The sequence below is a fragment of the Spirulina sp. CCNP1310 genome (assembly GCF_034932185.1).
Lineage (GTDB): Bacteria > Cyanobacteriota > Cyanobacteriia > Cyanobacteriales > Spirulinaceae > Spirulina.
Genome location: NZ_JAYGHW010000090.1, coordinates 91,817 through 112,146 on the forward strand (window position 1 = coordinate 91,817; position 20,330 = coordinate 112,146).

The following is a 20,330-nucleotide window of genomic DNA, read 5'->3' on the forward strand; positions in this document are numbered from 1 at the left end:
ATTTTGCGCCCCTACGGAGCAGCGGATGATCGCTGCGGTGGGGGGTGGGTTATGCTACAAATCCCCCGGCGGGATTGATCTACAATGCCCTCAACTCCTTACTGCTCCTCCCTATGCTCGTCACAAAACAGCCGGTTTTTCGTAACTTTTGGTATCCCATCGCTCCCCTGGCGAAGTTAAGCGATCGCCCCTACAGTTTCACGCTCCTTGAGGAAAAACTTGTTCTCTGGCTTGATGCCCAGGGTCAGCCCGCCGCCGCCCAAGACCGCTGTTGTCACCGCTCCGCCCAACTCTCCCTCGGTACGGTCAAAAATGGCTGCATCACCTGCCCCTACCACGGTTGGCAATTTGACGAGGCGGGCCAATGCTGCAATGTTCCCCAACTGGCGGATGATGCCTTGATTCCCAAAACCTATCAAATCCAAAGCTATCGCTGTGAGGCTCGCTATGGCTACGCCTGGGTTTGTTTAGGGGAACCGTTACAACCGATTCCCCACATTCCCGAAGCCGATGATCCCGCTTATCGCCTCATCCATGAGTTTTATGAGCCTTGGAATTGTGCCGGTTTGCGGGTGATGGAAAATGAACTGGATTTAGCTCATCCGACGTTTGTCCATACCACCACGTTCGGCAGTGAAGAACACCCCATTCCTGACCATTTGGAAACCGAAGAAACGGATTATGGGTTAAAAATTCGCGCCACATTGGGGGTGGTCAATCCGGAATTACAGCAAAAGAATTTAAACATGGCAGAGAGCCAAACTCAGCGCCTTCTTGATATGGATTGGTTTATGCCGTTTACCTGTTGTTTACGGATTAATTATCCCAATGGTTTAACCCACATGATTGTCAATACGATGACCCCGATTAGCGATGGGCGATCGCAAATGGTGCAGTTTTGTTTACGCAATGATACGGAGGCGGAGCTTAAGGCGGTGGATGCGATCGCTTTTGATCGACAGGTGACGCTTGAAGATCAGGCGATTCTTGAAACTACGGATTATGATGTGCCGCTGGAGTCGAAATATGAGCAACACATGATGACGGATAAGCCGGGTTTGCTCATCCGTCGTCGCTTGGCGGCTCTGCTCAAAGCCCACGGGGAAACGGAGCAAACCCGTAGCACGACCAAACCGTAGGGGCGTTGGCCTAAGCCTGCCGGAGGCACAAAAATCTTTCGCCCCCACCCCCTTAACCCCCATCTTCCCCCTTCGGCAACTGGGGATAATCGGGACTATTGATCGAGGGGCGATCGCGTACCTCCTCCGGTGGCGTAATCTGCTCCTCCACATAGGTGACACGATGGGAAGCCATCGGCGGCGGTAGCGGGGCAGGCTCCGCCCCTAAAAACTGATCCTCAGTCCGCTTAATCACATCCTTCGCCAACCGCTCACTAAACCCCACCACAAACGCCAGAGAACAAAAGAAAAACTCCGCCCCCCGCGCCGTCGTCGGCGGCACAATTTGCACCGAAATAATTCCAGAACTGAACATCGCATAGACCAAAAGCCCAAAGGAAGAACCAATAATCGGCTTAAACGCCCCGGTAAAAATCGGCACAATCGGATCCGTTGCATCCTGCTTTTCAAAATCATTGATCCGAATCAAAATACTAATCGCACTCCCTAGAGTTCCCGAAGAAACCACCAACACAATCAAGAACAAAATCGAAGCATCTTGCCGTTCCTGCTCCTGCAACTTCTCCAACGTATTGAGGCGCAAGCGTTTCGTGCGATATTCCCGCGCTAACTCTAAATGATTATCACTCGTAATCGCTTGACCAATGGCACTTCCTAAGGAATTAGAGCCATTGTTCGGATTGAGGGCATTAGGGGTTAAAGGAATTAATTCCCCATTTTCATTAATTGTCACCCCATCTTCTTCTAAAATTGCCTTAATTGTAAATAACCGCTCCTGAACTTCCAATAGTTCTGCCCCACTTTTCTGCTGTAAAGAAATGCCAATCAGCCCCCCAAAAAACAGCAGGGCAGAGATCGAGGAGGTAAAGGCTAATCCACAGACTACCTTAAGGGGATCGGATTCCGAACGGTAAACGTCCATAAAGCGATTGATAATCACCCCCATCAACGGATGTTGATAACAATTTACCGTCCGCTCAATATCAATGCGGATTTTTCGCGCCACTAATACACTGGGATGCTCATGACTAAGCACCTCAATGGCCATTTCAATATATTCAAACAACATCGTTAATTCCTGTTGCTTAGAACTGATGCGCAGGAATTTTGCGAAACGATGGAGTGAACTTGATTCCAGTTGAATGAGTAATTTTTCGATGCGGGGAAAAAGCACAACGAGAGCCGCAATTTCCCCCTGAATGGCAATCAAGTTTTCCTGCGTATGGTGATTGTTTTGCCCGCGTTGACTGCGCAGGTTGAGGTTGTGGCTGATCTTGCGGAGATTTTCTTTAATTTGCTTGAGCCTTTGGCTAAACAGAGATAAAGAAGAGCCGTTAGGAGCAAAAGACATGGATGGGGACATAGCTAACCCAATAAACGAACCTGATGATTGCACAGGGATTCTAGACGATTACTTCCAAAGCAAGTGCCAAGATTCAGGGATTTTTCATCGGTTTTGCGTCATTTGGCTCATGATTTTTTTGTTTTTAAGTCAATTGTCTAGACTGGGTTGCGGCAGCCGCGAAAGTTTCACTGCCCACAACCGCTAAAATAGGGGGGATAAGTCTGTTGCTGTTTCCCAAGATCATGAACGATAAGCCCGGCCTGACGGCTCCTCCTTCCTCTAAAGTACAACAGATCTCTGCTGATTTAAAGTTTGCGGGCCGCATTGGCTTTTGGGTGCAGTTGGTGCTGGGGGTGATCTCGGTGGTGACGGTGCTGTTTTCGAGTACAAGCTTTTTCAGTGGGGGGAGCCGGGAAACCCAAGGGACAGAATTTGGCGTATTTTGTGCGGTGGGGGGGTTGATTGCTCTTTCGGTGGGGATTTATTTTTCTTGGCGGTATATGGCGATCGCCGACCTCCTCCAAACCCAAGGCCCCGCCCAACGTCCCAACCGCGCCGACACAATCCGGGTGATCCGCCTGGGGTTAATTGTCAATATGGTGGGGATGCTGTTAACGATTATTGGCGCAGAGGCGATCGTCGGGATTGTCTTGGCCAAATCCCTCGCCAATCCACCGGGGGCGCTGGCCAATCAAGATCCCGCCAAATTAGTTAACTCCATTGATCTCTTGGTGATCCAAGCCAACACGAACACGATCGCCGCCCATTTTGCCGGCATCGTCTCCTCCCTGCTGCTCCTCAATCGCATCACCCGTTAGTTGAGCTTAAGCGGCGGATTCATTACTGAGTTTGGCCCGGATTAAATAGCCGCAACGGTGTTCCCCATCGTTGAGCCACTGGGTTCGCTCCACGGTGCAATCGGGCAAAATGGCGGCAAACATTTCCAACTCATGGCCACAGACCGAGGGGAAAGATTCCGCCACTTCGGAGATCGCACAATTGTGTTCCGCAAAAATGTATTGCTCTGGTTCATTGCTGCGGCGGGGTTCCGGGGGGTGGAGTTCCGCCATGTAGCCCTCGGTTTGGCGCATTTGCACCAGGCGTTCAATGCGATCGCGCAAACTGCCCACCCCGATGCGATCGCGGTATTCTCGGGCCTTCCGTTCCCATTGTTTCCGCAACACCATCCCCACCTGTTCCCGGCCCACTGTTTCCACCAACGTATCAATCAGCGACACGGTAAACTCGCCATAGCGGTGGGGGAACTGCTCCCGGCCTTCCCGACTGAGGGAATACTGGTGTTGGGGCCGTCCCATCCCGGTTTGGATGGCTTCGTATTCAATCAAGCCACTATCCGCTAAATCCTTGAGGTGGCGGCGCACCGCTTGGGGGCTAATGGTAAGGGATTCTGCCAGGTCTTGGGCAGTAGCTTGCCCCTGCCGGAGCAGATGTTGCAGAATGTCTTGCTTAGTCGAAGCGTGCTGCGTCGTCGCCATTGTGTAAAATTCCCTGTGGACTTTGACAACATCTCTGTTGTTAATGTAGCCTATGATCAGTAAAACAACCAAATTGTTGTTTAAACTGTGGGTCAAGGTTGTTCCAGGGGCGATCCGCGCTAGCGTACCCATCGCTCCCCGATCCAGCCCCTGACCGCCACAATGGAACGTTTCGACAAGGACATGAGTTTACCCTAAGCCCAAGGGCCCGGTTAAGCCCAAACCTTAAGGAATTTTTCCCCTCCATACCAGAGCACCCCTGTCCACCCCGATTTAGCTGCGGAGAACACTGAGTTTCATGAGTGCAACTTCGGTCAAAACCCTCGTCAACCAACCCTACAAATACGGGTTCATCACCGATATTGAAGCCGATACCCTCCCCCCCGGCCTCAGCGAAGATGTCGTGCGGCTCATTTCCGCCAAAAAGAATGAGCCAGAATTCATGTTGGAATTTCGCCTCAAGGCCTATCGCCAATGGCTGACGATGAGCGAACCCAACTGGGCCCACGTCGGCTATCCTCCCATTGATTACCAAAATATCATCTACTACTCCGCCCCCAAAAAGAAAGCGGGGGAAAAACTCGCCAGCTTGGATGAAGTCGATCCCGCCTTGCTCGAAACCTTTGAAAAATTGGGCATTCCCCTTTCGGAGCAAAAACGCCTCAGTAATGTCGCCGTTGATGCCATTTTTGACAGTGTTTCCATTGGGACAACGTTTAAGGAAAAGCTTGCTGAGGCCGGGGTAATTTTCTGCTCCATTTCCGAAGCACTTCAAGAACACCCGGCACTGGTGGAGAAATACCTTGGAACCGTTGTCCCCATTGGCGATAACTACTTTGCCGCCCTCAACTCCGCTGTCTTTAGCGATGGCTCCTTTGTGTATATTCCCAAGGGTGTCACCTGCCCGATGGAACTCTCCACCTATTTTCGGATTAATAATGGGGACACAGGGCAGTTTGAGCGGACATTGATTGTGGCGGAAGAAGGGGCTTCGGTGAGCTATCTCGAAGGCTGTACTGCCCCGATGTACGACAGCAATCAACTCCATGCGGCCATTGTCGAATTGGTGGCCCTGGACAATGCGGAAATTAAATATTCCACGGTGCAAAACTGGTATGCCGGGGATGAAAATGGCAAGGGTGGGATTTACAACTTTGTGACGAAACGGGGCCTCTGTAAGGGGGTTAATTCCAAAATTTCCTGGACGCAGGTGGAAACGGGTTCCGCGATCACTTGGAAATACCCCAGTTGTGTTTTGGTAGGGGATAATTCCGTGGGTGAATTCTATTCCATCGCCCTCACCAATAACCATCAACAGGCGGATACCGGCACAAAAATGGTGCATATTGGCCGCAACACCCGGAGTCGGATTATTTCTAAGGGGATTTCTGCGGGTCAATCGAAAAATAGTTATCGCGGTTTGGTGAAGATGGGGCCGAAGGCGAAGGGGGCGCGGAATTATTCCCAATGTGATTCGATGTTGATTGGCGATCGCGCCCAAGCCAACACCTTCCCCTATATCCAAGTGGATAACCAAACCGCCAAAGTTGAACATGAAGCCTCCACTTCCAAAATCGGGGAAGATCAACTCTTCTATTTTGCCCAACGGGGCATCAGTGCCGAAGATGCGATCTCGATGCTGATTAGCGGTTTCTGTAAGGATGTGTTTAACCAATTGCCCATGGAGTTTGCCGCTGAAGCGGATAAACTCCTCAGCCTTAAATTAGAGGGAACCGTCGGTTAACCCTGGAGGGGCGAAAAATTTTTCGCCCCTACTCTGTAGATAGTGGTTAACGATGGCAATTTTTTGATTTTTGATTTTTGAAGTTTGCATTTTGAACATTTATTGATTGATGACCATGATCAACCCCAATAGCGACGTTATTTTATCGGTTAAGAACCTGACTGCCAATGTGGATGGAACCCCGATCCTCAAAGGCGTAAATTTGGAGGTCAAAGCGGGAGAAATTCACGCGATTATGGGCCGCAATGGCTCCGGAAAAAGCACATTTTCTAAAGTACTAGCGGGCCATCCTGACTATGAAGTGACCGGCGGCGAAATTCTCTACTATGGCGACAATATTCTCGATCTTGAACCCGATGAACGGGCGCTGAAAGGAATTTTTCTCGCCTTTCAATACCCTTTAGAAATTCCAGGGGTGAGTAATTTGGATTTCCTGCGGGTGGCCTATAATTCTCGCCAAAAAGCTTTAGGTTTAGAAGAACTAGATACCTTTGATTTTGAGGATTTGGTGATTGAAAAGCTTGGCGTTGTTCAGATGGATGCTAAGTTTTTAGACCGCAGCGTTAATGAAGGATTTTCTGGCGGTGAGAAAAAACGCAATGAAATTTTACAAATGGCCCTTCTAGAGCCAAAAGTAGCCATCCTTGACGAAACGGATTCGGGCTTAGATATCGACGCACTGCGGATTGTAGCCGGTGGCGTGAATCAGTTGGCCAATGCCGATAACGCCACAATCTTGATTACCCACTATCAACGACTCCTCGACTACATTGAGCCGGATTATGTCCATGTCATGCAGGCGGGGCAGATTGTCATGAGTGGCGGTAAAGAATTGGCGCTGAAGCTCGAAGCAGAAGGTTATGAGTTCTTAGAGGCTGAGGTCACGGCATAATGGTATTATCTGCTGACCTTTTAAACGCTATGCTCCAAACTGACGCTTATCTCAGTGACCTCCTCAAACAAAGTCAAACCCAGACGATCCGTGTCCGATCTGAAATTTCCGGATGGTTACAGGAGTTACGTCAGAAGGCGGCCTATGAGGTGGCCCATCAAAAATTACCCACCCGCCGCGATGAGGAATGGCAATTTACGGATTTGAGTGAGTTAAAGGCGATCGCCTTTGAAAATCCCCCTGCTGTCAACATTGACCGGGAAACCCTCGCCAGCTTCACGCTCCCGGAGGCGAAGGATACCCAAGCGGTGTTTGTAAACGGGGTGTTTGCCCCGGAACTGTCGGATCTGACGGGCCTGCCCCCTGGGGTGTTTGTGGGTAACTTGATGGGTTTGCCCCTAGAGGCAAATTACGACGCGATCAAATATATTGCCCATCAAGATGATGCCAGTGAGGTGTTCACCGCCCTCAATAGCACCGGGTTTCCCGATGTGGCGGTGATTTGGGCTGAGGCCAATGTCACGGTAGAAATGCCCATTCATCTGCTCTGGCTGACGGTTCCCACCTCGAACCCGGCTTTGATCCAACCCCGGGGCTTGGTGATTGCCGATCCGGGGTCAAGCCTGACGGTGATTGAGCAGTATGGGGTGGCGATCGCCGCCTGTGCCGATTTCACCAGCACTCCCCCCTATTTGAACAATGCGGTGCTGGAGGTGTTTACCCGTAACAATGCCCGGGTCAACCATACCCGCTACCAACGGGAATCGGGGAGTGGATTCCACATCGGTAAAACTGTGGTGGTACAGGAGCGCGACAGCCACTACACCACCCAAAGCATTAACTTTGGGGCGAAACTCTCCCGCCACCATCTCAACATCTGGCAAAAGGGGCCGAACACTGAAACCTATCTCAATGGTTTAACGCTGGTGGATCATGCCCAAGTATCTGATACCCATAGCCTGATTGCCCTCAACCATCCCCACGGGATTACCGATCAACTCCATAAATGTATTGTTGATGCCCAAGCCCACGCTGTTTTTAGTGGTAAAGTTTTGGTTCCTCAGGCGGCCCAACAAACCCAGGCAGCGCAGTTGAATCGCAATCTCCTGCTTTCACCCCAAGCGCGGGTGAACACTCAACCCCAGTTACAGATTACGGCGGATAACGTCAAATGTACCCATGGGGCAACGGTGAGCCAGATTGATGCGGATGAGTTGTTTTATCTGCAAAGTCGGGGCATTAATGCGGAGCAAGCCAGGGATCTGCTTTTGGATGCCTTTGCCGCTGAGGTGTTGGATCGGATTCCCCTCGCCTCGTTGCGTCAACGGTTGAGCCAATGTGTGGCCTGCCGCACTGAAGAGTTATTTGTTTAATGTTTAAGGGGCGATCGCCATGGTATTTCTACAACATTCTTCCCTAGCCGCTGAACGACGTGGGGATTTTCCGATCCTCAACCAACGGGTTCACGATCGCCCCCTGATCTATCTCGACAGCGCGGCTACGTCTCAAAAACCCCAGGCGGTTCTGGATGCCCTCGATCACTACTACCAACGGGATAACGCCAACGTCCATCGGGGGGCCCATGCCCTCAGTGCGCGGGCGACGACGGCCTATGAGGGGGCGCGGGATAAGGTGGCGGCCTTTATTGGTGCGGCTTCTCGCAATGAGATTGTCTTTACCCGCAATGCCAGCGAGGCGATTAATTTGGTGGCCTATACCTGGGGGATGAGTACGCTCCAGCCGGGGGATGAAATCATCCTTTCCGTGATGGAGCACCACAGTAATCTTGTGCCTTGGCAAATGGTGGCGCAAAAAACCGGGGCGGTGTTGAAGCACGTTCCGTTAACGGCAACGGAGCAGTTTGATCTTGATGCCTTTGGGGAATTGTTGAGCGATCGCACCCGTTTAGTCGCCGTCGTCCATGTTTCCAATACCCTCGGCTGTGTTAATCCCGTGGCGGAAATTATTGCCCGCGCCCATGGCATTGGGGCAAAGGTGTTGATCGATGCCTGCCAAAGTGCGCCCCATCTGCCCTTAGATGTCCAAGCAATGGATTGTGATTGGCTGGTGGCTTCGGGCCATAAAATGTGCGGCCCCACCGGGAGCGGTTTCCTCTACGGCAAGTTAGCGCTCTTGGAAGCCATGCCCCCCTTTTTAGGGGGTGGGGAAATGATCCAGGATGTATTTTTGGATCATTCCACCTATGCAGACTTGCCCCATAAGTTTGAAGCGGGAACGCCGGCCATTGGGGAGGCGATCGCCCTCGGTGCGGCCATCGATTACCTCACCGCCATCGGCATGGAGCGGATCCACGCCTACGAGCAGGAATTAACCCAATATCTCTTTAAAAAACTCAGCCAAGTGGAAGGGGTACGGATCTATGGCCCCACACCGGAGCAGGGGGAGCGGGCCGCCCTTGCTGCCTTTAATGTGGCGGGGTTAAATGCCAGCGATCTAGCCACATTATTAGATCATGACGGCGTAGCGATTCGTTCCGGCCATCACTGCACCCAACCCCTCCATCGTTTATTGGGAATTACCGGCAGTGGGCGGGCCAGTTTGTATTTTTACAATACCCATGCCGAGATTGATCAGTTTGTCACCGCCTTAGAGGGGGCGATCGCCTTTTTCCGCGACATCGGCACAGCCTAGGAGCCTCTGGCGGCAGAGCCGCCTAAGGGTCATGCCATGGCTCTGCCATGGCATGAGAAAGCACCTGTTCCCCGTTCCCCATCTACCAGATAAGCGACGCTAAAGTATCATTTTGTGAACATTTTTTAAAAAGTGTTAGGATTGCAACGTTCTCTCTCACACACACCAAAGAACGTTTGTCTATGCTGAATCTGATTGGTTTGAAACCCATAAGTCTTTTGGGGTTGGCTCTTGTGGTGATGACAGCCGCACAACCGGCCCAAGCTCAATCCATCCCCCAACCCCTGCTCCTGTCCCAAAGTGCCGCCGCCAATTCCCAAGAACTGCGGGATTTGCTGCGTCGTGGGCGAGAATTTTCCGATGCGGGTAACTATGCCGCCGCCGTTGCGGTGTATGAACAAGCCGCCCGCCTCGATGCCAACAACGCCCGGATCTATTCCGGCATTGGCTACCTCCAAGCCAGCCAAGGCAACTATGGAGAGGCGATCGCCGCCTACCAACAGGCCATCCGCCTTGAGGGGAACAACGCCAGCTTTTTCTATGGCCTCGGCTACAGCCAAGCCAAAGCCGGCCAATACGCCGCCGCAGCCCAAGCCTACGAAAGGGCGATCGCCCTCGACCCCAACGACAGCCTCAGCCATCAGGGGTTAGCCGCCGTGCAACTCCGTTTAGGTCGCTACGATGCCGCCATGGCGATCTATAACCGGCTGTTGGCCAATAATCCGGGCGATCGCCCCCAAATCTACGCGATGATGGGTACATTGCTGATCGAGCAAAACCAATTGGCGGAAGCGATTCGCCTCCTAGAGCAAGCCAGTCAAACTTCCCCCAACGAGGTGAAACTGTATCTGCCCCTCGCCGTCGCCTATTTACAAATCGGCAACTACGACGCAGGCATTAAAGCCCTCCAAACCGTCAACCGCCTCGATCCCAACAACGCCGAAGTTCACCTCCAACTGGGCAAAATCTACCAATATCAACAACGCTGGGAAGATGCCGACGCAGCGATCCGCCGAGCGGTAGACTTGGCTCCCCGAGTTGCGGAAATTCGTTTAGCCCTTGCGGAACTCAACCTCCGCCAAGAGCGGTATCTTGAAGCCACCGCCACCTATCGCTTTGTCACAGAACTCGATCCCCAAAATCCCCTCGGTTTCTTGGGTTTAGGAGAATCCCTCCTTGCCCGTAACCGCAAGCGGGAAGCCCAAGCCCCCCTGGAAATGGCCCGCCAACTCTATCAACAGCAAAATAATACTGTTGGGGTTGAACGGGTTAATGAATTGCTCCGGGGTTTGTAGTCCCAAACCCTAGGGTGTTTAACCGCGCCCATTCTTGAGCCGTGAGGGGCTGTGCCGGGAAGGGACAGCCCCAATCGGTTTGGGCCGCCTGATGGAGAGCGGTGATAATTGCGGGAATCGTCGGCATGGGGGAGGGGGGGGCAACAGCCTCCCCAAACACCTCAAAAAATAATACTGGATCAGGATTCAGACGCATCGAACCCTGTTGCAAAATTCCGCCGCCTCGGTGCAGTTGGGCGCTACCGATCAATTTATAACCGGCGGCAGTGACTAAATCCGCAGCGGTGGCGGTGCTAAAACAACTGGGGTGATGGATATAGCCCCGTTGCCCCGCTCCAAAGGTGAGGTCTATCCCCAAGCTTTGCCAACCGAGGCGCAAAAATTGACAGCAACGCTCATACACCTGTCGCCGCGTTCCCGGAAAGTGAGGCATGAGCAAGCTATAGCAGAGATCCCCCTGATGGAGCACCGCCCGCCCCCCTGTGGGACGGCGCACCAACTCCACCGGCTCACCTTGGTAGGTTAAAGCTTCCCAAGCAGTAGGATAGGTCTGTTGATGGTAGCCAAGAGAAATGGCAACAGGTTCCCAGGTATAGAACCGGAGGATCGGGCCCCATTGCTCCAGCCCTGCCAATAGGGCCCGGTCGAGGGCCATTTGTGCCTCCCCTGGCGCTTGCCAAAGGGGAAGGAGCCGCCCCCTCTTAAGCACCAAAGGCGGCTTGGAGGGCTTCGTCATGGTCATCGGCAATGGTGGCCACAAGGGTAATGGCGCGGGAAATTTCCCCAGCGGAGAGATCGGCAACGGTGCGCTGGGATAACACCACCACCTGCTCATTGCAAATACCAAAACAGGTTTCAAAGGTTTCTGACCAGTTCATCGCCATCAGTTTCCGCAATAACCCCAATTCATCTCTGACGGGTAGCGTGATGACTGGCGACCAAACGGTGAGAAAGTCCTCCTCTTTTTCTCCGGTTAATTGGACGAACACCTCGACACTGCCGTATTGAAATTTCCAGAGCGTGCCATTGTCGCCATGGTTGACCATGGCGCTGTCGTTTTGCTCCAAACTAGAAATGACCGTTTCAATCAAATCGTAGTGACTGGCGGGGGCTTCTGTTTCTTGGGCTAGGGTTTCTAAATTATCCATGGTCAAATTCCTCTCGGCTTTAGTTCTCAGCCTAGCTTAAGCTTCTCCGGTTTCCCCACAGTAGACAATTAAATCGATCTCCACATGGCCTTTTCCCGCCAGGCCAACGACTCCGACTGTGGTGCGGCAGGGCAGTTTTCCGGCTTCAAAATAGGAACTATAGACCCTATTCATGGCCTCGAAATCCCGTAGATCGGTGATAAAAACCCGGGCCATGACGGCGCGATCAAAGGAAGTCCCTGCTGCCGCTAGCACGATCTGAAGATTTTCCATCACTCGCCTGGTCTGGTCTTCGATGGGGCCCAGTTCCATTGCGCCGGTTTCGGGGTCTTCGGAGAGTTGCCCGGTGACGAAGAGCAAGTCTCCGGCGCGGATAGCATGGGGAAAGGGGCCAAAGAGGGGTAAGCGGCCATCGGGGATGACAATGCGTTCAAACATACTTTAATTGTGGGTGGTTAACGGTTGGGGCGGGTGAATTGCCCGGATTCACCTTAAAAGTTTTTGGCCAAGGCGGAGATGAGGTTAACAATTGATTAATTTTTTGAGGCATTTTTGGCGATGGGGCGATCGCCCTCGTTAGGCTAGAAGCATTGTTATCTCAAAAACTTACCGCTCATGAGTTTAGTGAATGCCCTCCTGGGGGCGATCCAGAATCCCAACGCCCAAGCCAACGCCAGCCAACTGGGGACGATTGTCCAAACCGTCCAACAGTTGAGCCAAGCCAACCAAGCCAATCCCGACACGATGCAAATGGCCTTAGGGATTGTCGGCAAATATGTCCGCTCTGGGTTACAGGAAACCGCTAACCAACAGGGGGGAGAGGCGGCGGCCCAACAGATTGTTAATCAATACAGTGGCACTAACCCCAATGCCCAAGTGGTTAATCTCCTGCTCAACGGCTCCCAAGTCCAGCAATTGGTGGCAGAGGTGACGGCAAAAACCGGCCTGCCCGCTGGCACAATTGAGGGGTTATTGCCGACGCTCGTGCCTTTGGTGCTGCAATTGCTCCAAGGGGGGGCGGAAACGGAAAACGCCAATAATTCCGTACTGCATTCCTTCTTGGATAGTGATGGGGATGGTTCTGTTGATCTCAGCGATGCCCTGAACCTGGCCAGCCGCTACCTTTAGGGGGCAGCTTTGACGGTGAGGTAGAGGTTGTAATTGACGGTTTGGGGGGCGTTGCTGACGATCGCAATCGCGTAGTAGCCCGTTTGGGAGACTTGGCCCGACCAACTGCGCTCGTTGCTGTTAGCCAGGAGCGATCGCCCGCTGGGGTCATAAATCCCCACCACCGTGGGATAGTCGCTGACCCCATTGGCGGTTAAGGATTGGCCGGCTTCGAGGGCGACGGTAAATACTTTACCTTGCCAAGGGTCAAGGCTCCCAGAATGGCGTAACTCTGTGCCGAGGGTGGGGGTGAGAGGGATCAATGTTTCCCCCACCTCCAAATCCCGAATGTAATCAAAGGCGATCGCACTCCACACTTGAGCCAACGGTTCTTGATCCGGCTCATCTTGGGGAAAATAAAGGGTAAAGACGGTATTGGTGAGCAACTCCACCGGCCCTAGGGTTAAATTCTGCTTTTGGAGCCGTTGTTCCCATTGGCGGCGGTCATCGCGGTTATAAGCGCCTAAGCGACGGCGGGCTTCCCCCGATAATTCCCCCAGTTGATCCAGCATCTGTTGGGCGATCACATCGCGGCGATCGCGCCACACCTGATCCTCCGGCTCTGGGGTTAAAGGTATCCCTTCGCGGTCGGGATTTTCCTGGCTATAGCGATCGTTCACCAAAGCCTTAAAAAAATCATAATCAATGGCCAACTCCCGCCGCTGACGGCGTAGCTCCAGCTTGCGATCGCGCTCCGCCTCCGGTAAATCCGGTTCCGGTTCCGGTTCCTGATCATTGGTGGGGGGGAAATTAAGGGCCGCCGATTCCGTAGGCAAGGGGGCCACCTCCGGAGCCAGATCCAAATCTAGATCTAACTCCGGCCTGGAGGGGAGTACCGTTTTCACTTGATAATCCAGCCAGGCTTGGCCAACAAACCAGCCCCCCACCCCCGCAGCAGCAGCAAAGGCGATCGCCACCCCCCCCCGCCACAGCCAACCCCCTAAGCTCCGCAACCACAGCCCCCGCTCCACCACGACGGGCGGCGCAACAAATTCAGAAGGATTCGTGGTCGAAGGGGAAGGGGTCGGCATTTCTTGCAAAGCACGGCGGAGGGTTTGTAAAACAGTCTGGGCGCTGTGGGGACGGTCGTTAATTTTTAACGCCAACATCCCCTGTAAAAGCGTCAGGAGTACCGGATATTCCACTTTCACCTCCTGCCACCGCCATTGCCCCCGCTCCAGATCAAACAGCGAGAGGGGTTCTTGTCCCGTCAAGGCCATCAGCACCGTTGCCCCCAAGGCATAGAGGTCGGTATAGGTGTAAACAATCCCCTTTTGGATCTGTTCCGGCGGGGCATAGCCCAACTGTCCCACCCGGGGCAAATCCGCCGCTGTCCCCAAGGTAGTCACATCCTGTCGCTCTGTCCAAAGCATCGTCATCACCTGAAGCAACCCGCCAAACTCAATTAACACCAAGCGGGCATCCTGTCGTCGCCAGAGAATCGTATCCGGGGAAAGATTGCGATGGATCACCCCTTGGTTATGGAGATAATCCAACACCGGCAGCAGTTGTTGAAGTAGGCGTATCGCTTCGAGGGCGCTGAGGGGGCGATTTTCCCCTTGACGACGTTCCAACACCTGACGCAGGCTCATGCCTTCAATGAACGTGCGCACCACACAAAAACTGACGGTCTGATCCCGCTGGAGTTCAAAAAAATCGTGAAATTGGGGAATCTGGGGATGATGGAGACGTTTTAAAAATTCCACCTCCGGCGTGAGCAGTTCCCGCGCTCGGTCGATGAGGCGGGGATCCTGGCTGGGAAGCTTGAGTTCCTGAAGAATGCGGGCTTGGCAATCTTGACTGAGATCTTCAACAAGGGCGGTGGAGCCAAAGGCATTTTGGCGCAAAACCCGCATGATGCGATAGCGATCGCCAAGAATTTCATCCAACTGAACAGAACTCACCATAAATCTCAGGCAGGCTTTTTCTTGATTTTGACGCAAGCTCAATCCGCTCTAGCCGCTGAGGCTCAGACTGAGCAGCTTGCGGTTTTGCTCCCGCAAGGACATTTCAGATTTGCTTTATGATAGATGGGGCCAAGTAGTATGGAGACCAAATGGCTGACCGTGACGTTCAGGTAGATGTCTGGCTCAAGGACAACCTTACGCCCTGGGATGTCTATGACCATGGCATTAGCCGTATCTTATTACATCAACACACCGCCTTTCAGGAAATGATGCTGGTGGAAACCGGAGCCTACGGCAAAGCGCTGATTTTAGATGGTAAATGGCAGTCCTGCACTGGCGATGAATTTTTATACCATGAGCCGCTGGTGCAACCGGCCTTAATTTGTCATCAAACCCCAAAAAATGTCCTCGTTTTAGGGGGGGGCGAGGGGGCAACGGTGCGGGAAATCCTGCGGTGGCATACGGTGGAGCGGGTGGTGATGGTGGATATTGATGGGGAGGTGGTGGCGGCCTGTCGGCAGTGGTTGCCGGAGATGCATGGTGGGGCTTTTGATGATCCGCGCTTGGAGTTGGTGATTGGCGATGCCTTGGATTATGTAGCCGCCGCCCAGCGGGAATGGGATGTGATTATCTCGGATCTTTCCGATCCCATTGAAGCGGGGCCCTCCTTTGCGTTGTTTACCCAAGAATTTTTTCGAGATTTGCAAAATTTGCTCTCCCCTGGGGGGCTGTTGGTGGTGCAGGCGGGTTCGGTGGCGATCGCCGCCCTCACGCTCCATGCTCGGCTCGCCAAAACGCTGCAAACCCTCTTCCCCCATGTGGTTTCCTACTGCTCGACGATTCCCACTTTTGGGGAACCTTGGGGTTTTCTCCTCTGTGGGGATCAGCCTATTGATCATCACCCCGATCCGGCAGCGGTGGATCAACTTCTGGCGGAACGCACCAAGGGCGGGTTGCGGGCCATGGATGGGATGACGCTGTTGGGGATGTTGCAAACGCCGCGCTATATGCGTGAGGCGATCGCCCAAGAACAGCAAATCTACACCCTCGCCCATCCGCCCCAAATTTGAACCCCCTAATCCAAGAGGGAACGGCTGGGGAGGGGGGCATCGGGCGATCGCATCGCAAAGGAATAAAGTTTATGACCGGCAAAACTTAACAGGGAAACCGCCGCTGCACTGATCAACCGACCCACCACGGGATTGAAGGCCAGATCATTAATCAACAACTTCAGTAGTCCCATATTTGCCAATAAACCATTCAACGCCACAATTGAAAAAATCCCGTATTGCAGCGGCCAATTATTCCAAAACACCTTAAATACAAACTGACGACTGAGGGTAAAGTTCACCGTCATCCCCACCAAATAACTCAGGGTTAAAGCCGCCACATTCCACCAACCCATCTGAATTAACAGGGCGAACAGAGCCACATCAAAAACCGTTGCAGCCCCCCCAGTGAGTAAATATTTCCTAAACTGTTGTACCCATTCGATCACCTGACGGCGGCGGGATTTGCGGTGTTCGGCGGCGGTGGTGGCAGCATCGGCTTTGGCTTCTTCCACATATTCCCGATCAGAATTCACATCCCAAAGATCATGGCGGCCCGGCGCAAAGACATTTTCAGCGGCGAGAATGCCCATTAATAAACTATGGTCTTGGTTGTTGTATTTAAACGAACCATAACGGCCAATCAGTTGGAGGTTTTCGATCCCTTGGGTGTAGGTTTGAATCGCACTTAAGGCCGCTTGATAATTGCCCGCATAGATGGGGTAGGTGCGGGGTAATTTGATTACAAAACCGCTGGCGATAGGTTCTTGTTTCAGTAAACCAATGTGCCGTAAATCTTGCTCTGCCATGGCGATCAATTCCTGATCAGAAGCCGTCCAGAGCGCATCCCCTAAATCCGCCCAATATTCGCAGCATAAAGGGGTTTGCTGATCATTGGCCAGCATATCCTGAGACCAGTTGGCGAAATTGGTGACTCGCCCCAGTTGCACCCCCGGCTCATTGATATAGAGCCAGTTATCGGGGAAAAGGCGATCGCCCTCCACCATTAAATACACCAGAACAGTATTGCGAAATTTGAGAGCGCGGGCATAATCCTGCACCGGCTCCGGGGGGGCAGGATGGATCATTTTCGTCAGCAGCAGTGTTAACGGAATCGAAGAAATCACCCCCCCACAATCGGCAACGGATTCCTCCCCCGTCAGGCAATTTCTTAGCACCACCTGCTTTGCCTGATTGCCCTCAATCTCCACCCCCACCACCTCCGTATTCACCAGCACCGGGCAATCCCAAGCCTCGAGGCGATCGCGCATCCGCTCATACAACTGTCCCGATCCCAACCGGGGAAATTGGAACTGATTAATCATGTTCTTCACCTTGCCATCATTGCCCAACAGTGCCGTTTTCATCGCCTTGAGCAGGGAAAGGCTTTTAATCCGCTGGGCCGCCCAATCCGCACTAATTTCCGTACAGGGAATGCCCCACAATTTTTCGGTATAGGCTTCAAAGAAAATCTCATAAAGCCGTTTACCAAAATGGGTTTCCATCCATTCCGCAAAATTTTCCGGATGACGGTTGGGAAATAAGCGACTTTGAAAATAGGAGAAAATAATCCGAAAACTTTCCACCAATCCCAAGGTTTTCAGCGTTTCCACCGCCTGAATGGGATAATTAAAGTATTTCCGCTGATAATAAATCCGCGTGAGGCGATCCACCGTCACCTGTTCCGACCCCAAGACCTCATCCCACAATCGCAGCACGGGGGCAAGCTTGGTATAGAATCGATGGGGGCCATAATCGAGGATAAACCCTTGGTATTCAATGCTTTTGGCTAATCCCCCCACCCGCTGATCCCGTTCAATGACAACAACGGGTTGCCCCCCTTTAGCGAGGGTATAGGCAGCAGCCAAGCCAGCGGGCCCTGCGCCCAGGATATAAATGGGGAGGGGAGAGACTGGTTGATTCATAATCAAAAAAGTGATAGTAGATACTGCCGATCTTTTTGTTAAGCTTCCCTAATGATAACCAAGGTTTTGCCGAAAACAAGGCTCTGCTCTAAAAACTGAAGTATTTTTTTCTGATTGTATAGTTACTGATTCCTAATTGTTCAACCCTATGGAACCCTGGCAACTGAAGACACCCGTCGCGCTGATTCTGTTTAATCGTCCGGAAACGACCCGTCAGGTGTTTGAGGCGATTCGCCGAGCTTGTCCCCCCATTTTATTTTTGATTGCCGATGGCCCCCGCCCCGGCCATCCCACTGATGGCGATCGCTGTGCCGCTGCTCGTCAGGTGGTGGAAACCATTGATTGGGATTGTCAGGTGCATCGCCGTTATCAAGATGGGAATCTAGGCTGTGGCCAGGGGCCCGCGAAGGGGATTGATTGGGTCTTTGCCACCGTACCAGAGGCGATTATTTTAGAGGATGATTGCCTACCGGAGCCGAGTTTTTTTCGCTATTGTGAGGAATTGCTGGCCTATTATCGTGAGGATCAACGGGTGATGACCATTGGGGGGTTAAATATCCAGTTTGGCCGCCATATCCCCGAGGCAAGCTATTATTTTTCTCGATATAATCACTGTTGGGGCTGGGCCAGTTGGCGGCGGGCTTGGCAATATTTTGACTATGATTTAGAGCATTGGCCCAAGGTGCGGGAACAGGGGTTATTGCAGGATATTTTAGGGGATGATTATGCGGTTAAAATTTGGACGAGTGCCTTTGATAATGCCTACAATAAAACCCTAGATTGTTGGGATTTTCAATGGATTTTTGCCAATTTTATCCACCATGGTTTAGCAACGATTCCCCGCGATAATCTCATCCGCTATATTGGCTATACCGACGATGCCACCCACACCACCAACGGCCTCAGCCGCTATAATCAACTGGCGACGACTCCCCTCACTTTCCCCCTCCATCATCCCGATTTCATGATCCGCCATCGGGCCGCTGATCACTACACCGATCACACCTATTTCGACTATTTCCCCAGTTTGTGGAAGCGATCGCAGCGCAAGGTTCGGAAATTACTCGGTATGCCCTTGGATCAGAGTTGGTAAATTGAGAGAGTAGGCTTTTTGACCCTGGAGGTTGCAATGGTGGAATTTTTGGTTACTTGGTTGGTGTCGGCCCTGGCGGTGCTGGTGACGGCTTGGGTTGTGCCGGGGTTGGCGATCGCCAACTTCACAACAGCCCTGATCGCTGCCCCCATTTTCGGCATGGTTAACGCCGTGGTGAAACCGCTCCTCGTTTTGTTCACGCTGCCCCTGACGATTTTGTCCCTGGGATTATTTTTATTAGTGGTGAATGCGATCGCCTTTGGGTTAGTGGGCTACCTCACCCCCGGCTTCACCGTTTCCGGTTTTTTCCCCGCCCTGTTTGGCTCCTTTGTGCTGTCGATTGTATCCAGCCTGTTAAACAACTTCCTCAAGGGTGAGGATAAAAGTTCAATTGTTTAAGCCCAAATCCCGATGAGAAGTGAGGAGTGAGAAGTGAGGGAGAACGTTAAACGCTGCTCTATCCTCTATTCTCTATCCTCTATCCTCTATTCTCTTTTCTTCCGCATTAGGACAGGGTTTGCAAGGTCAACCGGAGCGTATAGTCAAAATCCTTCGGTTGACCGCCATCAATGGTGGGGTTAAACTCCCAAGTTTCAATAATGCGTTTAGCCAGTTGTCCCGCCTGGGCTGGTGTGAGGGGCCCCGCCAATACCCGCGTTTGTTCGGCTAAGACCTCCGGTTTGCCGGTGGCATCGATAATCACCACGGTTTCTAAAATCGTCTGCTCTTGGAGAGAAACCCCCAAGGGGATCAGGTATTGGGCGATCGCCAAGCGTTTTTGGGCGGTGCGCACCGTTGCCAATTGATCGGGAACATCCCGCTGCACCGTTTGGCCATAGGCATCGGTAAAGCTGGGAATTGTGGGATTAGCCAGGATAGCGACAAATTCCCCAGTCGCCGGAGGATTAGGGTTCGGTTGAGGTGTTGCCTGAGGATTTGGCCGAGGTTGCGGGGTGGGATTCGGTTGAGGATTGGGGTTCGGTTGAGGAGTTGCCTGAGGATTGGGGTTCGGTTGAGGAGTTGGAGTTGCTTGAGGAGTTGCTTGAGGATTGGGGTTCGGTTGCGGGGTGGGATTCCGTTGAGGAGTTGGAGTTGCTTGAGGAGTTGCTTGAGGATTGGGGTTCGGTTGAGGAGGGGCGATCGGTTCGTTGGGGGCGATCGCCATCGGTGCTGAGGGTGTAGGATCCGGCTCATCCGGAGTTGGCTCCACCGGAATCGTCGCTAGGGGGGGCGGCGCAGGAACCACCGTTTCCTGTAACGTCACCGGCAACCATTCCGGCATTCCCCCCCCCGCAGGCATTGCGAGACGCACCGTTGCCACCGGCAACAGCAACAACAACAGCAGATGACTCCCACCAGAGAGGATCGCTAAAATCCACCAGAGGCCGGGGGGGTCTTGATGGGTGGGGCGATCGCACATCGGAACCTCCAAAGTTGCCAAGGGGAACAGAACATTTTGCGAGGGGAGAAATGGGGAG

General features: G+C 52.8%; 19 protein-coding genes. 11 read left to right on the plus strand and 8 right to left on the minus strand.

Features of this window, described 5'->3' with window-relative positions; genetic code table 11:
* Positions 1-113: 113 nt before the first annotated feature.
* Positions 114-1,139, plus strand: a complete 1,026-nt coding sequence (locus VB712_RS15310; protein ID WP_323256236.1) for an aromatic ring-hydroxylating dioxygenase subunit alpha — start codon at positions 114-116, stop codon at positions 1,137-1,139.
* Between the two features lie 52 nt (positions 1,140-1,191).
* Here the strand turns inward: VB712_RS15310 and VB712_RS15315 are convergent, their stop codons facing one another.
* Complete coding sequence (locus VB712_RS15315) at positions 1,192-2,490, minus strand: hypothetical protein (protein WP_323256238.1); 1,299 nt, start codon at positions 2,488-2,490, stop codon at positions 1,192-1,194.
* Positions 2,491-2,726: 236 nt separating this feature from the next.
* Here VB712_RS15315 and VB712_RS15320 point away from each other — a divergent pair, with 236 nt between their 5' ends.
* The gene (locus VB712_RS15320; RefSeq protein WP_323256240.1) at positions 2,727-3,302 is read left to right on the plus strand and encodes a DUF3611 family protein; all 576 of its coding nucleotides are present in this window, start codon (positions 2,727-2,729) and stop codon (positions 3,300-3,302) included.
* 6 nt (positions 3,303-3,308) lie between these two features.
* On the opposite strand, the gene sufR is transcribed toward VB712_RS15320, so the two are convergent.
* On the minus strand, positions 3,309-3,980 hold the full coding sequence (gene sufR / locus VB712_RS15325; protein ID WP_416236366.1) for an iron-sulfur cluster biosynthesis transcriptional regulator SufR: 672 nt from the start codon (positions 3,978-3,980) through the stop codon (positions 3,309-3,311).
* A gap of 298 nt (positions 3,981-4,278) precedes the next feature.
* Here sufR and sufB point away from each other — a divergent pair, with 298 nt between their 5' ends.
* The 5 genes from sufB (at position 4,279) to VB712_RS15350 (ending at position 10,563) form a co-directional block, all read left to right on the plus strand.
* On the plus strand, positions 4,279-5,724 hold the full coding sequence (sufB, locus tag VB712_RS15330; RefSeq protein WP_323256244.1) for a Fe-S cluster assembly protein SufB: 1,446 nt from the start codon (positions 4,279-4,281) through the stop codon (positions 5,722-5,724).
* 115 nt (positions 5,725-5,839) lie between these two features.
* Positions 5,840-6,616, plus strand: a complete 777-nt coding sequence (gene sufC / locus VB712_RS15335) for a Fe-S cluster assembly ATPase SufC (RefSeq protein WP_323256246.1) — start codon at positions 5,840-5,842, stop codon at positions 6,614-6,616.
* A gap of 29 nt (positions 6,617-6,645) precedes the next feature.
* Entirely contained in the window at positions 6,646-7,989 is a 1,344-nt protein-coding gene (sufD, locus tag VB712_RS15340; RefSeq protein WP_323256248.1) for a Fe-S cluster assembly protein SufD, read from the plus strand.
* A 19-nt stretch (positions 7,990-8,008) separates the two neighbouring features.
* The gene (locus VB712_RS15345; RefSeq protein WP_323256250.1) at positions 8,009-9,268 is read left to right on the plus strand and encodes a SufS family cysteine desulfurase; all 1,260 of its coding nucleotides are present in this window, start codon (positions 8,009-8,011) and stop codon (positions 9,266-9,268) included.
* A gap of 239 nt (positions 9,269-9,507) precedes the next feature.
* The gene (locus VB712_RS15350; protein ID WP_323256252.1) at positions 9,508-10,563 is read left to right on the plus strand and encodes a tetratricopeptide repeat protein; all 1,056 of its coding nucleotides are present in this window, start codon (positions 9,508-9,510) and stop codon (positions 10,561-10,563) included.
* Here VB712_RS15350 and VB712_RS15355 read toward each other — a convergent pair.
* The 3 genes from VB712_RS15355 to VB712_RS15365 are packed head-to-tail and all read right to left on the minus strand — an operon-like array spanning position 10,538 to position 12,149.
* Positions 10,538-11,305 carry a lipoyl protein ligase domain-containing protein gene (locus VB712_RS15355; protein ID WP_416236362.1) on the minus strand — a complete coding sequence of 256 codons (768 nt, stop codon included), beginning with the start codon at positions 11,303-11,305 and terminating at the stop codon, positions 10,538-10,540. The genes VB712_RS15350 and VB712_RS15355 overlap by 26 nt on opposite strands.
* Entirely contained in the window at positions 11,265-11,711 is a 447-nt protein-coding gene (locus VB712_RS15360; RefSeq protein WP_323256256.1) for a YbjN domain-containing protein, read from the minus strand. The genes VB712_RS15355 and VB712_RS15360 overlap by 41 nt, the downstream gene beginning before the upstream one ends.
* Before the next feature lie 36 nt (positions 11,712-11,747).
* On the minus strand, positions 11,748-12,149 hold the full coding sequence (locus VB712_RS15365; protein ID WP_323256258.1) for a RidA family protein: 402 nt from the start codon (positions 12,147-12,149) through the stop codon (positions 11,748-11,750).
* A gap of 177 nt (positions 12,150-12,326) precedes the next feature.
* Here VB712_RS15365 and VB712_RS15370 point away from each other — a divergent pair, with 177 nt between their 5' ends.
* On the plus strand, positions 12,327-12,839 hold the full coding sequence (locus VB712_RS15370; RefSeq protein WP_323256260.1) for a hypothetical protein: 513 nt from the start codon (positions 12,327-12,329) through the stop codon (positions 12,837-12,839).
* On the opposite strand, the gene VB712_RS15375 is transcribed toward VB712_RS15370, so the two are convergent.
* Entirely contained in the window at positions 12,836-14,785 is a 1,950-nt protein-coding gene (locus tag VB712_RS15375; protein WP_323256262.1) for a serine/threonine protein kinase, read from the minus strand. The genes VB712_RS15370 and VB712_RS15375 overlap by 4 nt on opposite strands.
* A gap of 149 nt (positions 14,786-14,934) precedes the next feature.
* Here VB712_RS15375 and VB712_RS15380 point away from each other — a divergent pair, with 149 nt between their 5' ends.
* Positions 14,935-15,855, plus strand: coding sequence for a spermidine synthase (locus tag VB712_RS15380; protein ID WP_323256264.1), 921 nt, complete (start codon positions 14,935-14,937; stop codon positions 15,853-15,855).
* Between the two features lie 5 nt (positions 15,856-15,860).
* Here VB712_RS15380 and VB712_RS15385 read toward each other — a convergent pair whose 3' ends face one another.
* Positions 15,861-17,759, minus strand: coding sequence for a GtrA family protein (locus VB712_RS15385; protein WP_323256266.1), 1,899 nt, complete (start codon positions 17,757-17,759; stop codon positions 15,861-15,863).
* 148 nt (positions 17,760-17,907) lie between these two features.
* On the opposite strand from VB712_RS15385, the gene VB712_RS15390 reads away from it, so the two are divergent.
* Both VB712_RS15390 and VB712_RS15395 read left to right on the plus strand, forming a co-directional pair.
* Positions 17,908-18,852 carry a glycosyltransferase family 2 protein gene (locus VB712_RS15390; protein ID WP_323256268.1) on the plus strand — a complete coding sequence of 315 codons (945 nt, stop codon included), beginning with the start codon at positions 17,908-17,910 and terminating at the stop codon, positions 18,850-18,852.
* 36 nt (positions 18,853-18,888) lie between these two features.
* Positions 18,889-19,251, plus strand: a complete 363-nt coding sequence (locus VB712_RS15395) for a phage holin family protein (protein WP_323256270.1) — start codon at positions 18,889-18,891, stop codon at positions 19,249-19,251.
* Positions 19,252-19,357: 106 nt separating this feature from the next.
* On the opposite strand, the gene VB712_RS15400 is transcribed toward VB712_RS15395, so the two are convergent.
* On the minus strand, positions 19,358-20,293 hold the full coding sequence (locus VB712_RS15400) for a hypothetical protein (protein WP_323256272.1): 936 nt from the start codon (positions 20,291-20,293) through the stop codon (positions 19,358-19,360).
* Positions 20,294-20,330: the final 37 nt, after the last annotated feature.